7 protein-coding genes and 1 pseudogene are annotated in these 20,739 nt (G+C 64.2%); 3 read left to right on the forward strand and 5 right to left on the reverse strand.

Features of this window, described 5'->3' with window-relative positions:
* From AU193_RS15735 to AU193_RS15745, 3 genes are all read right to left on the reverse strand, one after another.
* The coding region (locus AU193_RS15735; protein WP_156425237.1) for a non-ribosomal peptide synthetase at nt 1–12,459 on the reverse strand (12,459 nt) is incomplete at its 3' end.
* Entirely contained in the window at nt 12,446–12,703 is a 258-nt protein-coding gene (locus AU193_RS15740) for an MbtH family protein (protein ID WP_064423310.1), read from the reverse strand. The genes AU193_RS15735 and AU193_RS15740, both read right to left, overlap by 14 nt.
* 584 nt (nt 12,704–13,287) lie before the next feature.
* Nucleotides 13,288–14,550 carry a glycosyltransferase gene (locus AU193_RS15745; RefSeq protein ID WP_064423311.1) on the reverse strand — a complete coding sequence of 421 codons (1,263 nt, stop codon included), beginning with the start codon at nt 14,548–14,550 and terminating at the stop codon, nt 13,288–13,290.
* 185 nt (nt 14,551–14,735) lie between these two features.
* Here AU193_RS15745 and AU193_RS15750 point away from each other — a divergent pair, with 185 nt between their 5' ends.
* Nucleotides 14,736–15,815, forward strand: a complete 1,080-nt coding sequence (locus AU193_RS15750; protein ID WP_064423312.1) for an NAD(P)-dependent oxidoreductase — start codon at nt 14,736–14,738, stop codon at nt 15,813–15,815.
* A gap of 70 nt (nt 15,816–15,885) precedes the next feature.
* Here the strand turns inward: AU193_RS15750 and AU193_RS15755 are convergent, their stop codons facing one another.
* Nucleotides 15,886–16,233 carry a hypothetical protein gene (locus tag AU193_RS15755; RefSeq protein ID WP_156425238.1) on the reverse strand — a complete coding sequence of 116 codons (348 nt, stop codon included), beginning with the start codon at nt 16,231–16,233 and terminating at the stop codon, nt 15,886–15,888.
* A gap of 410 nt (nt 16,234–16,643) precedes the next feature.
* Between AU193_RS15755 and AU193_RS23185 the strand changes: the two genes are divergently transcribed.
* The gene (locus AU193_RS23185; protein WP_253867866.1) at nt 16,644–18,071 is read left to right on the forward strand and encodes a hypothetical protein; all 1,428 of its coding nucleotides are present in this window, start codon (nt 16,644–16,646) and stop codon (nt 18,069–18,071) included.
* Nucleotides 18,072–18,699: pseudogene (locus AU193_RS23870) on the forward strand (transposase); the annotation flags it as partial.
* Nucleotides 18,700–18,765: 66 nt separating this feature from the next.
* On the opposite strand, the gene asnB reads toward AU193_RS23870, so the two are convergent.
* Nucleotides 18,766–20,484 carry an asparagine synthase B gene (asnB, locus tag AU193_RS15775; RefSeq protein ID WP_216637286.1) on the reverse strand — a complete coding sequence of 573 codons (1,719 nt, stop codon included), beginning with the start codon at nt 20,482–20,484 and terminating at the stop codon, nt 18,766–18,768.
* Nucleotides 20,485–20,739: the final 255 nt, after the last annotated feature.

Here is a 20,739-nt window from a genome sequence, read left to right on the forward strand (position 1 = left end):
CTGCCCGTTGCGGTGTTGAGCCCACGCGATATTGAGATCCTCCAACAAGATCCGCCACGACACCCCGTCGACGGCCAGGTGGTGGATGACCAGGGCCAGCTGACGCGTGGACGTCACCCATAGCGCGCTGAGCATCGCCCCGGCGGCCGGGTTCAGCCGGGACCGGGCGTCCCTAAGGTCCTGCTCGGAGAGCGCGTCGACCGTTTGCAGGCAGTTGCGGGCATCGACCGACCCCGTCTGAGGCACTGTGAGCGACCAGCCAGCAGCGCCAGCGCCGTCAGTCACCAGCAGCCGCAAAACGGCATGCCGATCCAGCAAATGCTGTAGCAACTCCACGACGTCGGCCTCAGTGACGTGCGTCGGGGCCTGCAACAGCATCGTCTGGTTGAATTCGCCGACCGGACCATCCACCTCTTGCAACGAGCGCATGATCGGCGTGGCCAGCACCGGCCCGATACCCTCGTCGACCACGCCGGCGACCTCGTCGGCCATCCTGGCCACTCGGGCCAGCGCAGCCACGGTCTGTTTGGTGAACACATCGCGCGGCCGGCACAGCACACCGGCGGCGCGCGCCCGCGCCACCACCTGCATCGACATGATGCTGTCCCCGCCGAGTTCGAAGAACGGCTCGTCCGCTCCGACCCGCTCCAGTCCGAGGACCTGCGCGTACGCCTCGGCCAGGATCTCCTCGACCACGTTGGAGGGGGCTCGGTAGCGCTCTACGTCCTGGTACTCCGGTGCGGGTAGGGCTCGCTTGTCGAGCTTGCCGTTGACCGTCAACGGCAACGCCTCGAGCGCCACGACCGCCGTGGGCACCATGTAGGCGGGAAGCCGCTCGGCCACCTCGGCGCGTATCTCCGCGGTGTCCGCCGTGCCGGTGATGTAACCCACCAGCCGCTTGTCACCGGGGCGGTCCTCACGGGCGATCACAACCGCTTGCGCCACCCCCTCACAGTTGGCCAACGCCGCCTGGACCTCACCGAGCTCGATGCGATACCCGCGAATCTTGACCTGCTCATCAGTGCGCCCCAACAGCACCAACTGTCCGTCCGCGCCCCACGACACCAAATCCCCGGTGCGATACATGCGTGTTCCCACACCACCGAACGGACACGCCACGAACCGAGACGCGGTCAACGCCGGGCGACGTAGATATCCGCACGCCACACCGCGGCCAGCGACGTACAACTCACCGACCACGCCCGCTGGCACTGGGCGCATCCAGCCATCCAGCACAAAAAACGCCGCCCCCGACAACGGCGAACCGATCGGCACGGTCGGCGCCCCCGCCACCAAGGGCGCGCTCACGGCCACATCGACGGTGGTTTCGGACGGCCCGTAAGCGTTGATCATTACTCGCCCGGAAGCCCACCGATCCACCAGCTCGGCCGGACAAGGTTCACCGCCCACGACCAATGCCGCCGACCCCAGGCCCTCAGGTGACAGCATCGCCACCGCGGACGGTGTCTGAATCAAAACGTTGACCTGCTCGGCAACCAGCAAAGTGTGCAGATCTTCCGGTGAGTGTGCGACCTCTTCGGGCACTACCAACAATCGGCCACCACGCAAGAGGGCACCCCAGATCTCGTGCACCGAGCCGTCGAAGGCATATGAATGCCATTGCGACCAGACTTGTGCTGGCCCCTGATCCAGCTTCGCATCTAATGAAGCCAATAACTGGGTAACGTTGTTGTGATTAACTGCAACGCCTTTGGGGACGCCGGTAGTTCCCGAGGTGTAGATCAGGTAGGCGAGCTCCTCCGGCGCCGGTATCGGCAGGGCGGTCGTGGGTTGAACGCCCACAGCGGGATCCTCGATGTCGATGATCACCACGTCATACCCGTTCAGCCGTGCGCGCAGCGCTGCAGTCGTCACCGCAACGACCGGCACGGCGTCCTCGAGCATGAATGCGATTCGGGCATCAGGATGTGCCGGGTCGATCGGCACATAGGCCGCCCCGGTTTTCAGCGTCGCCAGGATGGCCCCGATCGCCTCGATCGACCGTGGGAACATCAGCGCTACAAACTGTCCTGGGCCCGCCCCCCGGCTGGCCAGCAGATGCGCCAACCGGTTCGACAGCTCATCGAGCTCCCCATACGTCACCGAGCGGCCTTCGAAAGTCACCGCCACCGCCTCCGGGGTACGCGCCACCTGTTCGGCAAACAATGCGGGGATCGACGCCGCCGCAGGGGCGGGCCGGGTCAACGCCGCGGTGTTCCCGACCACCTGCAGGTGGGTGTGCTCAGGCTCATCGAGTAAATCGATCGTCGACAACCGCCGGCCAGGATCTGCGGCCATGGCGACCAACACGCGCTGCAGCCGTGCGACCAACTCCTCGATGTAGGCCACATCAAACGCATGGGTGTCGAACTCGATGCGGAATTCCAATTCATGCCCGGGAAGCGCGGCCACCGTCAGCGGGTAGTGGTTGTACTCGCGATTGGCGAATTCCGTGATAGCCAACGGGCCAGACAACGCTGAAGCGTTGACCGGATAGTTCTCGTATACGAAAAGGGTGTCGAAGAGCTGATCGTGACCAGTAACCCGGTGAATGTCCTGCAGCGCCAAGTGCTGGTGGTCAAGAGTGTGTTGGTGGGCGCGGTGCAGCTGCTCGAGCAGGTCGGCGATGGTGGTCGCCGCTGACATGCGCGCGCGGATCGGCACTGTGTTGATCAACAGGCCCACCATGGAGTCTGCACCGACCACCTCGGTAGGCCTACCGGAGACGACGACGCCGAACGCCACATCATGCCGTCCAGTCAGCGAGCTCAACATCAGTGCCCAGGCGGCTTGCAGGACGGTACTGACGGTCGTGTGCCGCGAGCGGGCCAAATCGGTGAGGGCCTGCGTGGTAATCTGCGGCACCCGAACCGATCTAGCTTCTCGCGGCCCCAGCTCGACCCGATCCGGCAGACCCACCAGAGTCGGGGTGTCAAAACCGTCGAGCACTTGTCGCCAAGCCGAGCGGGCGGCGTCCACGTCGCGGTCGGCCAGCCAGGAGACGAACCTGCGATACGGGACCGGCGTAGGCAGTCGCTGCCCGTAATAACCGGCGAAGATCTCGGACAACAGAACCGGCAACGACCAGCCATCGAGCACGATGTGATGGTTGGTCAGCACGAACCGGTGCCGGTCCGCGTCGGTGCGAATCAACGCCGCCCGGAACGGCGGTGCGTCGGCCAGATGGCACACCGCGGTCCGTTCGGCGGCGCAGAGCTGCTGGATCTGCTGCTCGGAATCCGCCTCGACGTAGCGCCATTCCAGTTCGGGATCAGCCGGAATTACCTGCACCGGCTCATCGAACTGGTCACAGAACCGGGCAACCAGGTTCGGGTGGCGGCGGGCGACCTCATGCACGGCGTCACGCAGGCGGTCCGGGTTCAAGGCACCTGTCAGCGTGATGTCCAGCTGCACCGCGTACACAGCGTCGTCGTCGCTGTCCTGGGCGGTGCTGGCGTGAAAGAGCAGCCCTTGCTGCAGCGGGGTGAGGGGCAGGATGTCGGCGATTCGGTAGTGCTGATGCAGCGCGTCGATCTGTGGTTGGTCCAACCGGGCCGGCGCGATATCCGACGGTGTCAAGCCGCCGCCGCCATTCTTGACGAGAGTGCAGATACCGGTCAGGGCCTCAGACCACAATCGGCTCAGCCGGCTGACTTCGGTGTGGTTCAGCGCTGACGGCGCCCACGTCCAGTGGCCTTGCAACGTCGGGCCGGTATCGGCGTCGACGGTTACGGCGTTGAGCTCAATGGTGTGGGCCAGTGGCATCGGTATCGCGGCGGCCGCGGCCATGACAGACGAGCCATCCGGGCTGATTCGCCACGGTTCGGCAGAAGCGTCGGTCCCGGCACCCAGTCGACCCAGATAGTTGAACCCGATCGTCGGGTCAGACGGAGCCAGCTCGACATCGGGGTTCAGATAACGGAGCAGCCCGTACGTCAACGAATCCGGAAGTGCGCGAAGCTGCTCCTTGGCGCTCTTGATCACTTGCTCCAACGCAGCGTCACCGGCGACCACCTGCGCCCAGTCGATGTCAGCGAGCGCAAGCGCCACCGGATATTTGGTGGTGAACCAGCCCACCGTGCGCGAGAGGTCCACACTGGCCGCCGCTCCTTCGGCGCGTCCGTGACCTTCGACATCGATGCCGATCGGCTCGGCAGAGCCCGTGAACTCTGCCACCGCCAACGCGAAAGCGATCAACAGGATGTCTTGTACCCCAGCATGAAACGCTGCCGGCACGTCACTCAACAGAACGCTTGTCGTCTCGGCGTCCATACCCACCGACAGATTCCCGGCGTTTTCGTACGTATCCCTCGCCGGTTGCACGCCCGGCAGCGCGGCTGGGGCGGCCGCGACCTGCCGCCACACATCTGCTTGGGCGACCACCGTCTCGTCGCGCGCAAGCTCATTCAACAACGACGCCCAGCGGGCGAAGGACGTACCTGTCGCCGGCAATGCCACCTGCTGGCCGCTGCGGTATCGGCTCCAAGCAAGGTTCAAGTCCTGCAACAGGATTCGCCACGAAACCCCATCAACCGCCAGGTGGTGAACCACAAGCACGAGCTGGCTCGTCGACGAGACCCACAGCGCGCGCAGCATCAGCCCGGCGGTCGGGTTCAGCTTCGACCGGGCGGCCGCCAGCGCACCCTCGGTGAACACCTCCACTGACTCCAGGCAGTCGCGGGCATCCACTGAACCGGCCGTGGGTACCTGTAGTGCCCAGCCGCCGACATCGTCGTCGCTGACACGCACGCGCAGCATGGCGTGCCGGTCCAACAGGGCCTGCAACAACGCCGCGACATCGGCCTCGGTCACTCCGGCGGGCGCCTGCACCACCATCGTCTGGTTGAACTGTTCGACCGGCCCGTCCACGCTTTGCAGCCAGCGCATGATCGGTGTCGCGACCACCGGCCCAAGTCCCTCATCGACCACGTCGGCCGAATCGTCGGAGACCTCGGCCACGCGGGCCAGCCGGGCAACGGTCTGCTCGTCGAAGATGTCGCGCGGCCGACACAGCAGGCCGGCAGCCCGTGCACGCGCCACCACCTGCATCGACAAGATGCTGTCCCCGCCCAGCTCGAAGAACGAGTCGTCTACCCCGACCCGTTCGAGCCCGAGCACTTGAGCGTAGATGTCCGCCAGAACTTCCTCCACCGCGTTGGCCGGGGCGCGATAACCGTCACCGCCTGCGTATTCGGGCGCGGGGAGGGCGCGAACGTCGAGCTTGTTGTTCGTTGTCAGCGGCAGCCTTTCGAGGACCACCACCGCCGCAGGCACCATGTATTCGGGCAGCCGTTCGGCGAGCGCCGTCCGCAGGGTGGCCGGATCGGCGGACCCGGTTACATAGCCGACAAGGCGTTTGTCGCCGGGGCGGTCCTCGCGGGCGATCACCACCGCCTGCTGCACCCCGTCATATCCGGCCAGAGCCGCCTGGACCTCACCGAGCTCGATGCGATAGCCGCGGATCTTGACCTGCTCATCGGCACGGCCCAAATAGTGCAACTGCCCGTCGGCGCCCCAACGGACGACATCGCCCGTGCGATACATCCGCGCTCCCGCGTCCGCGAACGGGCACGCCACGAATCGTGAGGCGGTCAGCCCCGAGCGGCGCAGATAGCCATACCCAAGTCCGGCACCGGCCACGTAGAGTTCTCCGGCCACTCCCTCGGGCGCCGGTCGCAGCCAGCCGTCCAGCACGAATAAGGCCGCATTCGACACCGGAGAGCCGATCGGCGGCACTCCCGACCCCGCCTCCAGCGGCGTGCTGATCGCCACACACATCGTGGTCTCGGTGGGGCCGTAGGCATTGATCATCACGCGCCCCGGCGCCCACTGATCCACCACCTGAGCCCGGCAGGCCTCACCCACCACCGCCAATGCCGCCGACTCCAAACCCTCAGGCGACAACATCGCGACCGCCGACGGCGTCTGGGTGAGGACGCTGACCTGCTCGCTGACCAGCACTTCGTGGAATTCGTCGGGCGATCCCGCCACTGCCTCCGGGACCACCACCAACCGGCCGCCACGCAACAACGCGCCGAAGATCTCCCACACCGATACGTCGAAGGTCAAGGAATGACACAGAGGCCAAACCCCGGGGCGCGGGAGCCCCGCATCAAGCGACGCCAGCAACTGTGTGACGTTCCCATGGGTGATCTGCACACCCTTGGGCAGTCCGGTGGTGCCTGAGGTGTAAATGAGGTACGCGATGTCGTCGACACCTGGCGTCGGCAGACACGTGCTGGGTTGGTTGGCGACATCGGGATCGTCGATATCGATGACCTGCAGATCACACCCCTCCAACAGGTTCGCCAGCTCCGCCGTCGTGACCGCAGCGATCGGTGCGGCGTCGGCGATCATGAAGTTCCGCCGCTCCACAGGTGCCGCCGGCTCGATCGCGAGATAAGCCGCCCCGGTTTTGAGCACCGCCAAGATCGCCACAACCGCCTCGATGGACCGAGGCAGCAGCAATGCCACACACTCGCCGGCAGCGGCCCCATCCTCGGCGAGCGAATGCGCCAATCGATTTGCGGCGTCATCCAATTGTCGGTAGGTCATTGAGCGGCCCTGGCACGTCAGCGCCACCGCCTCCGGTATGCGCGCCACGTGTTCGGCGAACAACCCCGGTATCGAGAACGTAGGCGGTGCGGCCATCAACGCGGCACGGTTACCGATCTCGTCCAGCCGCGAACGTTCGGACCCGTCAAGGACGATCACCGACGACAACCGACGCGTCGGGTCGACGGTCATCGCCACCATCACCCGCTGCAAGCGCTCGATCAGCGCATCGATGTCAGTCGGGGCGAAAACCCCGGTGTCGTACTCCACGCGAAGGCTCAGTTCGCACCCCGGCACGGCTTGAACGGTCAGCGGGTAGTGGTTGTATTCGCGGTTCGCGATATCGGCGATGGCCAACCCGCCGTCGACGGCCAACGCCCCGGCATCGAGGGGGTAGTTCTCGTACACGAAGGCCGTGTCGAACAGTTGGTCGTGCCCCGTGATGCGATAGATCTCGTTCAGCGCCAAGTGCTCGTGCTCGAGGATGTGATTGTGGGCGCTCTGCAACTGGTCGAGTAAATCGGCAGTGGTGGTTGCCGCGGTGATATGCGCCCGCACCGGCACCGTGTTGATGAACAGTCCGACCATGGATTCGGCGCCGGCCACCTCGGCGGGCCTGCCCGAGACAGTGGTGCCGAAGGCGACGTCGTGGTGGCCTGTCAGGGAAACCAGCACCTGCGACCAAACACTCTGCAGCACAGTGTTGACGGTGGTGTGGTGTGAGCGTGCCAAGTCGGTGAGCGCCTGGGTGATGTGTTCAGGCACCCGGGCAGTTTTGACGTCACGGTGACCCGTCACGACGCTGTCCGGCGGACCGACCAGAGTCGGGGTGTCGAAGCCGGCCAACACCTCACACCAGGCAGCGCGCGCCGGCTCGCCGTCTCGATCTGCCAGCCAGGTTATGTACCTCCGGTATGACACAGCGGCGGGCAGCCGCTCCCCGTGGTAAACGGCGAAGATTTCTTGCAGCAGAATCGGCAGCGACCATCCGTCGAGCACGATGTGATGGAACGTCAGCAGTAGCCGGTGCCGGTCAGTTGCAGTGCGGATCAATGCCGCCCGGAAAGCCGACGGCTGCGTCAGATCGCGGACCGCGGCGCGTTCGGCGGCGTGAAGTTGCTGGACTTGCTCATCGGTCTCCAGCTCGACGTACTGCCAAGGCGTCTCGGGTTCCGCGGGGATGATCTGCACCGGCTGATCGAACTGGTCGCAGAATCGGGCTGCCAGGTTCGGATGCCGATTGATCACCGTGTGTATCGCGTCGCGAAGCCGGACGGCGTCCACCGAGCCGGCCACTGTGATGTCCAGCTGCATCGCGTACACATCGTCGCTGCCCGCCGCGGTCCTCGCGTGGAAGAGAAGTCCGCGCTGCAGCGGCGTCAGCGGCAATATGTCGGCGATCCGATCGTGCTTCTGGAGCTCGTCGATCTGCTGCTGTTCCAGCTGCGCCGGCGCGATATCCGATGGGGTCAGCCCGCCTCCGCCAGCGCGCACATGCGCGCAGACTCCGTCGAGTGCCTCGAACCACAAGCGGCCGAGCCGGCTGACCTGGGAGCGATCCAATGCTGAGGGCGCCCACAACCAGTGCGCCTGTATCCGCGGACCGGCGTCGGTTTCAACGGTGGCGGCGTTGAGTTCCAACGTGTGCATCAACGGCGTGGAGATCTCTGCGGGGGCACCGCTGAGGACCACACCGTCATGCCCGATCAGCCACATGTCATCGGGAGCGTCTGGGGACGGCGCCCCCAGCCGCCCCAGATAGTTGAACCCGATGGGTTGATCCGATCCAGACAGATCGATATCGGGAGTCAGATAGCGCAGCAGGCCGTAGGTAAGGCCGTCGGGGTGGGCACGCAGTTGCTCTTTGGCGCGCTTGATCACCGCACCGAGCACCGCATCGCCGGCGGCCACCCGCGCCCAGTCCAGCGGCTCCAGCGTCAAAGCCACCGGGTGCTTGGTGGTGAACCACCCGACCGTGCGCGACAGATCGACGTCGGCGGCCAGCTCCTCGGTGCGTCCGTGACCTTCGATGTCGATGCCCACCGTCCCCGGAGCCGTGCCCAGGAACTCCGCACACGCCAGTGCGAACGCGATCAACAAGATGTCTTGGACGCCGGTGTGGAAAGCCGCGGGCACCTCGCCCAGCAGCACTCGGGTCGTTTCGGTCTCGAGTTCCAGCGACAGGCGACCAGCCGCGGCGAAAGTATCCACTTCGGGTTGCACTCGCGGCAGGGCGGCCGGGGTCGCCGCTATCTGTCGCCATGCATCCACTTGCTCCACGACCGCTGCGGTTCGGGCGTACTCGGCCAACAGCGACGACCACCGGGCGAACGAGGTGCCCGACGACGGCAATACCGGGGGGTGTCCGCTGCGATGCTGCGCCCAAGCAATATTCAGATCCTGCAACAGGATTCGCCACGAAACCCCGTCAACCGCCAGGTGATGAATCATCAACACGAGCTGACGGGTAGAGGTCACCCACAGCGCGCTGAACATGACCCCCGAAGCAGGGCTCAACCGGGACCTCGCCGCGGCCAGCGCCTCGTCGGACATCACGTCCACCGTCTGCAGGCGCTCATGGGCGATCACCGATCCCGGCCGCGGTACCTGTAATGACCAGTCACCGGCGTCGGCATCGCCCACGTGCAACCGCAACATCGCATGCCGGTCCACCAAGGCCTGCAACAACACCACCACGTCGGCCTCGGTCGCCCCTTGCGGAGCCTGCACGACCACCGTCTGATTGAACTGATCGACGGGGCCGTCCACGTCCTGTAGCCAACGAATGATCGGGGTGGCCACCACCGGCCCGACACCCTCGTCGATGACATCAATTTGGCCGTCGGCGAATCTGGCCGCCTTGGCCAGCCGAGCGACGGTCTGCTCCACAAAGACATCGCGGGGCCGGCACAGCACACCGGCGGTCCGAGCGCGCGCGACCACCTGCATCGACAAGATGCTGTCGCCGCCCAGGTCGAAGAAGGATTCGTCGATGCCGACCCGCTCCAGCCCGAGTACTTGGGCGTAGATGTCGGCCAGGATCTCCTCGACGGGGTTGGCCGGTGCTCGATGCCGGTCGCTGTCGGTGTAGTCCGGTGCCGGCAGGGCCCGTTTGTCGAGTTTGCCGTTGGGAGTCAGCGGCACTGCCCCGATCTCCACCACCGCGGCCGGGACCATGTAGGCCGGCAGCCGATCGGCCAACGCTGCACGCGCGGCCGCTGGATCCGCGGGACCTGTCACATACCCCACGAGGCGTTTGTCGCCGGGGCGATCCTCGCGGACGATCACCACCGCCTGATCCACCCCGTCGCACCCGGCCAAGGCCGCCTGCACTTCGCCCAGCTCGATGCGATACCCGCGGATCTTGACCTGCTCATCGATACGGCCCAAATACTGCAGCTGCCCGTCGGCACCCCACCGCACCAAATCACCAGTGCGATACATGCGTGCCCCGGCACCGCCGAACGGACACGCCACAAACCGCGACGCGGTCAACCCGGCCCGCTCCCAATAACCGACCGCCACCCCACGACCAGCCACGTACAGCTCACCAACCACGCCAGCCGGCACCGGATGCAATCCGGCATCCAGCACGAACAACACCGCCCCCGATACCGGCGAACCGATCGGCACCACATCCGAGCCGGACTCCAGCGGCTTACTCATCGCCGCATAAACCGTGGCCTCGGTCGGACCGTAGGCGTTGATCATCACCCGACCCGGCCCCCACCGCTCCACCAAGTCGGGCGGGCAGGCCTCACCGGCAACCATCAACACGGTCGACTCGAGACCCTCAGCCGCCAACATCCCCGCCGCCGATGGGGTCTGGCACAACACGTCGACCCGTTCAGCAATCAGCAATGCGTGCAGATCCTCCGGTGAACCCGCGACCTCCTCGGGCACCACGACCAACCGGCCGCCATGCAACAGCGCCCCGAAAACCTCCCACACCGAGACGTCGAAGGCCAACGAATGCCACTGCGACCACACCCCCGCCGCCGGCACATCGGCACCAACAGCCTTCACCAGCTCGGTCACGCTGGAGTGGGCAACCGCCACCCCCTTGGGCACACCAGTGGTGCCCGAGGTGTAGATCAAGTACGCGATGTCCTCCGGGGCGGGCGCCGGCAAAGCCGTGCACGGACGAGCCCCGATGCCGGGATCGTCGACATCGACGACCAACAGACCCCGCCCCTGCAGCCGATCGGCCAGCCCGGCTGTGGTGACCGCCGCGATCGGCGCGGCATCGGCAAGCATGAAATCAATCCGGGCCGGCGGCAACACCGGGTCGATCGGCAGATAAGCCGCCCCCGTCTTCAGCACCGCCAGGATCGCCATGACCGCCTCGGGCGAACGAGAGACCAGCAACCCCACACACTGCCCGCAGCGTGCGCCGACACCGGACAAATGGTGGGCCAGCCTATTGGTGACCTCATCGACCTCGCGGTAAGTCCACCACCGCGCGCCGTCACTGAGCGCCACCGCCTCCGGCGTTCGCGCCACCTGCTCGGCGAACAACACCGGAATCGACACCGCCGCCTCCGGCTCGGTCGCAGCGGCCGCCCAATGGCCCCAACCCTCCAACAGGGCACGCTCGCCGTCTCCGAGCAGATCAACCGACGACAACCGCCGCGTCGGCGCCGCGGTCATCACCCCCAACACCCGCTCCAACCGCACGGCCAATTCGGCGACATCCCATTGGGACAGCAATTGGCCGGCACCCGCCGTGCTGAGGAACAGTCGATCACCGTCTTTGAAGAAGACCAGCCCGAATTGATCCACCAAACCCGGATGGGTCAGGGTTGCCGACGCGGGCGCATCCCCGAAACTCGCCATATGAGTAGTGGGGATGAAGTTGACGACTACCCGGTCCGACGTCTGCCCGGGAGTGCGGGTGTGCATCTTCTCGACGACTTGAATCGGGAACCGCTGATGCTGCAGCGCTTCTCGCATCCGGATATCGACATGCTCACAGAAATCGGCAACCGTGAACTCGGGCGAAGCGTCGAACACCAGCGGGACGACGCCTGAAGTCATCCCGGGCACCGCCATCGCCTCGGGACTCACCCGCCTGCTCACCGGAAAGTCGAGCGCCACCTGGGAACGTTCGATGTCGTGTCCCCACATCAAGAACGCGCACGCGGCTGTGACCACCGACGACCGGCGCACGCCGAGCCGCTGCGACAACTGCTGGATTCCGGCCACAACAGCGGGATCCAGCTCAACCGGTGCAAGTGAGTTCTCGAGGTCCGCCCCGCCTGACGGCCGGGTCAATCGGTCTGCTGCGCCGCTTTCTCGCGGGTAATTCCGTATCCAGTAGGCTTGATCCTCGCGATATGCGTCGGATGCCTCGTATTCCAACTCGGTGTCGATCAGATCCTTCAGCGAACCGAAAAACGCCGGAGGTATTGATGCGCCAACCGTCAGTGCCGAATACACATTGGCAATTCGATGGCAGACCAGCGCGACACCAACGCCGTCGATCACTATATGGTGACAGCAGACGAAGAGATAGAACTCCTCTTGCGCTGTCTGCAGCAACGCGAATTTGAAAAGCGGTCCATCGAATTCCATCGGCACGCGCTGGATCGACGAAGCTAACCGATGGACCTCTTGTGTGGGATCTGGCAGGTCGCTGAGGTCATGGTGGTCGAGTTCGACAGCCGAAAAATCAACTACCTTCTGAAAAACCTGATCGCCTTGTTGGAAGAAAACGACTCTTAATGGCTCGGCCTCATCGACGACCGTGCGAATCGCCTGTTGTAGCAATTCCGGCTGCACCGCGCCGTGAATTCGAACCAGGACACCGATCTGCCATTGTGTGCCGGCGTGTCCCGTCTCCTGGGAGAGCCAGATGTCCAGCTGTCCGCGGGTCAGCGGCAGCGGCCGCTCATCGTGATCCATCGGGCTCCACAGAAGCGTCTTCCGGTTCGCGGTCTGCGGCCAGCCTCTCGCGCAGACTCTTCGGCCGGATATCGGGCCAGTTCTGTTCGATGTACTCCAGACACGTAGCCCGGTCGGCTTCGCCGTAAACCACTCGCCAGCCGGCCGGGACGTCAGCGAAAGTCGGCCACAGACTGTGCTGCTCCTCATCGTTGACCAGAACGAAGAAGCTACCGTTGTCGTCGTCGAACGGATTGATGCTCACAGTTCTCCAGACCTCAATTGACCCTCGCGAAACTCTGGTGAAACCATCGGGGACCCGAAGTGGGTGTGACCGGGTTTCGGCAAAGCCTTTCGTGTGGCTCAGCGCACGTACCATTAAACCAGTCCAGCAACTAGGTCGCCAAGCCGGCGCCGGAGGTCACGGCCCCTGAGCAGTGTGACGTGCATTGATGTGTTTGTCGTTATCGGGTTGCGCGATTGGGCGTCTTTCGGTACCTCGAAGAGAATGAGGCTTTCCGCGATGCGCGGGCAGCGAGCGAACACGAAGTCCCACGCAGCAGCCGTCTCCCCGAGGGCTTGAGCAAGCCCATCGGCTAACACCGATCACCCGTACGCTCCGATCTGCCGCGATGGTGGCTGCAGTCCAGTTTTGAATCGCATTTCATCGAAGGACCAGGCCCGGAGCCCATCTCGTCAGACAACCAGGACATCCCGCGCCGATTAGCGTCATTTCACCTTCTGCTCGCCACGGTACAACCAGCGGACGTTTCCGACCAATCCAAGTGGACACCACCGGCAGCGCCGTCCCTCGTGGGTTACCTCTCGGATTCGCCGGCGCGTATCAGGTCAGATCGTCTGACGTGCGAGATCTTCGAGGTGATCGGCGGCGGCGGCGATCCCGGTGGCAGGTTCGGTCATTTGGCGGGCGACTTCGCGCGCCCGGGCGGCGTACTCCGGAGCCAGAACAGTGCGTAGGTCTGCGATGAGCGTCGCCTCAGTGGTGGTCGAAAAACGCCGTGTGGTGCCGACTTTCAGTCGCTTGATCTGGGCACCCCAGATCGTTTGGCTGACGTCCATGGAGAGAACCAATGTCGGAATCCCGGCGCGTAGGCCGACGGCGGTGGTGCCGGCACCGCCGTGGTGCACCACCGCGCGGCAGGAGGGAAAGATGGCCGCGAAGTTGACGGCGGGCACCACCTTGACATGCGCGGTTCGGGCGGCGGAGCTGAAGTCACTCCAGCCGGAGCAGATCAGCCCTCGTTTGCCCAATTGAGCACAGGCTGCACTGATCATGGCGATCATCTCGTCACCGGAGTCAACCGGCATGCTGCCGAAGCCGAAGAAGATCGGCGGTGGTCCGGCGGCGATCCACGCCATGACTTCCTGGTCGGCATCGGTCGGCGCCTCTATCGTCAATGCGCCGACAAATGGCCTCTTACCATCCCACTTAACCCACTCGGTGGCCAACCCGGGAAAACAAACCTCGTCGTAGGCTTGGATCTCCAGCGCTCCCCGACGAGCCATTCGCCGCGGATAGGGCGCCGTGGACGGTGGTAAACCCAATTCACGGCGCTGGGCATCGTCGACTTTCTTGGCGAAGAGCCAGTCCAGCCACTCCAAGGACGTCATCGCCGATCGCGCCAACGGCGCCAGCACGGCTGGAACGAGCTGGCCATTGGCCCGGACAGGAACGTAATGCAAGGTGGCCAGCGGGATTTCGTAACGCTCCGACACGTTGGCGGCGATATGTTCGAAAGCCAAACCGGTGAACAGAACATCCGCCCCGTCCGCCAGCGAGGAAAGCGTTCTGCTGATGTGCCACGAGCACTCGATGACGGGCTCGCGAAGTTCGCGCCACAGCTTGCGCAAATACCTAACACGCCAGAAGGATCGAAAGAACGCCGTCCAGAAGTCGCGGTAGGCATTCAGCGCTGCGCGCGAATCCAGCCCGGAGGCAACCGCCTCGAGCCCAGCCGCCTCGGCCACGCCGATCAGATCCGGCGGGACAGCCATTTGAACTTCGTGCCCTCTCCGCAGCAATTCGGCACCGATGGCGACGCAGGGTTCGACGTCGCCGCGGGTTCCATAGCTGGCCAGAACGAACTTCACGGCGGAGCCACCCCTTCACCCATCGCTCTGAACATCGAACGAGCTGTCGTGATCACACCCTACGGTCACGACTCAAGCACCTGCGGGCGGCACCGGTAGCCCGGACTCGATCGGGGCTGGGTAACGTGTACTGGTCACCAATTCGTCTCGCAGATGACCGGAGGCTTCGGCTCTTGTCCGCATCCGTGCTCGTCACCGGTGGAGCCGGTTTCATAGGGGCTTCCCTCGCCCGACGTCTGGTCGGGGCCGGATACGACGTTGCCGTGATGGATGTTCTCCATCCACAGGTGCATGGGGCCTCTTCACAGTTCGACCTGCCGCCGTCGGTGCGGTTCTTCACCGGCGATGTCACGCATGGCCCCGACTGGGATGCCGTGCTCCGGTTGTTTCGTCCGTCTCAGGTCGTGCATCTGGCGGCCGAGACGGGAACGGCTCAGTCGCTTTTGCAGGCGACGCGGCACGGCTCGGTGAACGTGTTGGGGACCACCCAGCTGCTCGACGCCCTGAGCCGCTCGGGGCTCGTGCCCGACCAGCTCGTCTTGGCGTCGTCGCGAGCTGTCTACGGCGAAGGTGCTTGGCGAAGCGGCTCTCGGATTTTCTATCCTCGGTCACGCAGCCACGCTCAGCTGCTGGCGCGCAGGTGGGATCCCGAGGGGCCCACGAGCGAGCCCGCGGTGCCGATCGCAAGCTGCGCAGACGCGACGCAGCCCCATCCGACGAACATCTACGGCGCGACCAAGCTCGCACAGGAGCACCTGATGGCGGCGTGGACCGCCGCGCACGACACCAATCTCAGTGTGCTGCGTCTGCAGAACGTGTACGGGCCAGGCCAGTCATTGACCAATTCATACACCGGGATAGTCGCGCTCTTCGCGCGGCTATCACGCGAACGGCACCCGATAGAGGTCTTCGAAGACGGTCGAATCATTCGCGATTTCGTCTTCATCGACGATGTCGTCGAGGCGGTGTTCACGGCGGTGCAGAGGCCGGCCGCGGGGCCGCGCTGCTTGGATATCGGGTCGGGCACCGCGACCAGCATCCACGACCTGGCTCGCAAGCTCGCCGCCATCTGCGGAGCCCCCGACCCGACCGTCGTGCCGAAGTTCCGCGACGGTGACGTACGTGCAGCAAGCTGCACGATCGAGCGCGCGAGGGCCGAGCTCGACTGGCGTCCGAAGTGGACGCTCGAGGACGGCCTGCAGGCATTGCTTGAATGGATCGACGGGCGACCGGCTGCCCCAGCGCATAGCAAAGCCGGGGCGTAATTCACCTCCGGCACTACCTTGACGTATTCGAAATCACGGACGTCGCTGAAGTCGCTCTCGGCGGAGCAAATCAACGCGCGCTCGCCCAACTCTGCGCAGGCGCGCCGATCATCTCGATTGTCTCGGCTGGAGATTGGACGCGCGTACCGCCGAATCCGAAGAAAGTGGGCGCGGTCCCCGCCGAAATCCACGAGCTCACCTCGTCGTCGACGGCAGTGGGCAACTCCAATGTAAGCGAGCCGACCAAAGGCCGCTGATCCTTCCATTCTGCCCATTCGTCCACCAGACCCGGAAAACAAGCCTTGTCGTAGGCTTGCAGTTCCAACCATCCGCCGTCTGCGTTCCGTCGCGGCCATGGCGCTACATTCTTCGGCAGCCCGAGTTCGCGGCGCTGCGAACGTTCGAGCACTCTGGTCATCGGCGAACCCAACCGCTCGGAGGCCGACATGGCAGACCGCGAAACGGACGCCGGTACAGAGGCACACCGTGGGTGGAGTCTCGATGTTGGCACAGGGCACGGGCCTCGTCTGACTCCATGGCTGTCGACCAGGCGGGGACTATCGAGGCCCTCAGTGGAGGGTCCCCCATGCGCGCCACTCGACAGTCCGACCTACATCGCGGACCTGGGCACCCAGACTCGTGGACCTCGGTGAGGTTGTCTTATAGCCCGTGTTGAGCTCGCCGGTGTGGACCCGCCATATCGGCTACCCTCGCCTGATGAATTCGTCCCGCCCGACGCTGGTTGCGCCCCCTTGTTCTGACATCGACTGCGAGACTCATTCGCAGAGCGTCACAATCAACTCGTTTCACGCTGTCAGGCGCTGAACGATGGCTCTGAAGAAGCGCTCTTCATACGCATCCAACAGTCGCTCGCCCGAAAGTGTTGCCGCAGAAGACAATCGGCTCGCGTTGTCCGACCACGGGCTGTTCAAAGGACACAGCGTCATCGGCCAGAACACGATCATCCAAGTGGTGTTCGTCCACGAGCACGGCATCGGGCTGGACGAGATCAGGCGCTTCAACCGCAATCTGGGTTCTGGCCTGTTGGGACGGCGTATCGAGCGGTCACCGCTGCCTTTCGCGCGGCATCGATGGGTGGAAGGCCGGCGCGCACCCGACATCACCATCGTCGAGTCCGCTCGTCCACGTACTGATTTGAGTGCTTGGGCGGATGAACGCTCACAGCAGCCAGTCGATGCGGAGAACGGACCCGGCTGGCATATAAGCGTCCTTCCCCTTACGGATGGGTCGACGGCCGTCAGCCTGGTGGTATCTCACTACCTGGTTGACGGCTTCGGGCTAGCCCTGGCGATCGCCGAAGCACTTGTGGGCAGCACCCGCGACCTCCGCTACCCGCCGCCCCGCTCACGTCCTCGACTACGCGCCGCGGCTCAAGACGTCCGCCAGACGGCGCGAGACGCACGCGAGGTTGGTCGGGCGCTTGGTACGGCGGCGAGACTCGCGCGCCGTGAGCGGGACACACGTTCCCAACGGGTGCCGCCGCCCGTCGTCATAGACGGGACCGAGATCGGGGAGGTCGTCGTCGCGCCCAGCGTGAAAATTCGCGTCGACCAAGCCGAGTGGGATGCCCGAGCAGAAGCCCTCGGCGGAACCAGTAGAACGCTGGTCGCCGGCTTCGCTGCGAAGGTCGCAGAACACGCCGAGCGTGTTCGTGCCCGCGATGGCGTGGTCACGCTACAGCTTCCAATGAGTGAACGCGTCGAGGACGATACCCGGGCCATCGCACTTTCGTTTGCAGCCGTCAGCGTCGACCCCAAACTGGTGACCACGGACCTACGTGATGCCCGCGACGCCATCAAGCACTCACTCGAAACCATGCGGCAGTCATCAGAGGAGTCGTCGCAGCTGCTGTGGCTGACCCCTTTCACACCGAAGCGGACATTGAAGCGGGTGGTAACGGCAGGCATCGCTGACCCCGACCGCCCGGTGCTTTGTTCGAACCTCGGCGATCTCGGCGCAGTGGTCTTCGCCGTGACCGGCTCCGACGCCGAGTACGCCACCGTCAACGCTCACCTCAAGGCGGTGCACAACATACGGGTGACCGGCCAGCACATGACACGGTCACGGTTGGACCGCTTGGGCGGTCACATGACTGTCCAGGCTTGGCGCATCGACCAAACCGTCCACGTCAGCGTAGAGGTCTACCAACCGGGCGGCGAGAACATGCGGGCCGATCTGCGCGAGTTGGTTAAACAGACGCTCGATGAGTTCAATTTGACCGGCCAGATTGACTAATTTGAGGTCGGCGACTCCGAGGACGGGACGTTCTGGACGGCGTTATGCGCTCGCCGAATCCCGCGGTCTCGGTGCAGCTGGTCATCTCCCACGCCCATGCCCGCCTGCGCAGCGCCATCGATGCCGTGCTCATTGGCGCCCTCTCTGGCAGCGCTGCCGGATGCATTCTCTGCGTAAACGTGCTCGCTCAGGTCCCAAGGGATCAGCCGAGATGGTCGTCGCGGCGATCCGCACCATCTTCGCCCAGCCCGACGCCGAGCACGTCCGCGAACAACTGGACACCATCGCTGGCATGCTCGGTCGCCAGTTCCCCCAGGGTCGAGACGATGTTGCGGGAGTCCGCCGCCGACATCACCGCATTGGCCGACTTCCCGGCCGCGCACTGAAAGAAGATCTGGTCGACCAATCCCCTGGAGCAGTTGAACAAGGAAATCAAGCGCCGCACCGACGTCGGGGTGTTCCCCAACCCCGCCGCACTTCTCCGCCTGGCCGGCTCCGTACTCGTCGAAGCCCACGACGACTGGCAGCTCGCCGAACAAACGCTACCTCTCGACACAAGCCTCGCCTTCCTCGAAATCAGCAACAAGAACACCGAAACCAGTGCTCCACAGCCGCTCTGACGGCATAGGGACTAAAGCAGAGCCTCAAGCCAAAGCGCGACCGCTCTTACACCACTCCACGGGGCGTGACCCTGCTAGACCGTGGCGTTCACGAATTGATGCACTCCGAGCACCGCGCGCCCTGACGGATCGGCGTTCTTTGCGAAACTGTTGTCCCATGCAATCGCCGCCGGTGTGCTGCAGGCGATACTCGGTCCGCCTGGAACGCAGGCGGCCGCAGCCTGACCGGGAAAGTGCGATTCAAAGATCTCCCGGTACATGTACGCCTCTTTGGTGACCGGCGGGTTGAACGGAAAGCGATATTGTGCGCTCTGCATTTGGCTATCCGAGACTTGCGCCTCAGCGACAGCTTTCAGGGAATCGATCCACATGTAGCCCACGCCGTCGGAAAACTGCTCTTTTTGGCGCCAGAGGATCTCATCGGGAAGATAACCTTCGAACGCCTTGCGTAACGGGTATTTTTCCATCCGAGTCGCGTCGACCATCTTCTCGCGCGGATCAAACGCCATCGCAATGTCAAGAAATTCGCGATCGAGAAATGGAACGCGAATCTCGACGCCCCATGCCGCAGTCGACTTGTTGGCGCGAAGGCAGTCGTACTTATGGAGTAGATCGAGCTTGCGAATTGTCTCTTCATGAAACTCAGCGGACCCGGGGGCCTTGTGAAAATACAGATAACCGCCGAAGACCTCATCTGCGCCCTCGCCCGAGAGGACCATCTTTATACCCATCGCTTTGATGCGTCGCATCATGAGGTACATCGGTGTGGAAGCGCGGATGCTCGTTACGTCATAGGTTTCTATGTGATAGATCACGTCCCAGAGTGCATCGAGCCCCTCCTGCACGGTGAACTCGAACTCATGGTGAACGGTTCCGATCGCCGCCGCCACCTTTCGGGCGGCGGCCTGGTCGGGAGAGCCCTCCAATCCGATGCAGAACGAGTGGAGCCGCGGCCACCACGCCTGGGTTCGATCGCCATCCTCGACGCGGTTGCCGGCGAATCTGGCGGTGACCGCCGAAATGATAGACGAATCGAGCCCTCCTGAAATGAGTACCCCGTACGGCACATCGGACATCAGTTGCTGATGTACAGCGGCTTCGAGCCCGGTTCGCAGGGCGGCGAGGTCCAGGGGTTGACCGGTGACGTTAGAAAAGTCACGCCAGCGAGGCTCATAGTAGCGACGCGGCTTTTCGATTCCACGCGTCAGGTAGTGCCCCGGGGGGAAGTCCTCGATGTGGCGACAGTACCGAATCAGCGCTTTCATCTCTGACGCCACGTATAGGTTGCCGTGCTCGTCCCGGCCGATGTAGAGCGGAATGACACCGATCGGATCGCGGGCGACGAGGAAGTCGTTGGTGCGCCTGTTGTAGAGGACGAAGGCGAAGATCCCGCTGAGCTCGTTGAGAAAGTCTGACCCGTAGACCTCGTACAGCGGAATAATTGGTTCGCAATCCGACATGGTCTTGAACGGATAGTCCGGGAATCTCGCTCGTAGCGTCTGGTGATTGTAGATTTCACCGTTGACCGCCAACACGACGTCTGAAGGTTGATTGGTCAGGGGTTGGGCACCGCGCTCGACGTCGACGATTGAAAGCCGCTCGTGCGCCAGAACGGCATGCTCGTCGGCGTAGACGCCGCTCCAATCGGGGCCCCGATGGCGAAGGAGACGAGCCATCGTGATGGCACGCTCTCGCAACTGACGCGGATCACCGCGGACATCGAGAATTGCCGCAATTCCGCACATAAACTTCCCCCATCCACCCCACGCCGCGACGAGCAAAGCGTACTGCATCAAGGGATCACGACCCCCAGGATTGGACAAATGAGGGTCGTCGAAGAGGATGGCGGGTTGAATCTACGGGGTTCGGTTGGCCTGTACCGGCCCTGCCCACGCTTTCGGCAGACGGCACCGACGGCTGGAGCGGCCGCTACAGACGGGGGACATATGTCTTGTCAGGCAAATCGCCGTAAACAGAGCTTAACGCCGTGCTGGGAGATCTTGGCCTAAAGATAGTGAGCGTCTGTCCCACGTCCATTTTCGCGTCTG

The sequence above is a fragment of the Mycobacterium sp. GA-1285 genome (genome assembly GCF_001499905.1).
Taxonomy (GTDB): domain Bacteria; phylum Actinomycetota; class Actinomycetes; order Mycobacteriales; family Mycobacteriaceae; genus Mycobacterium.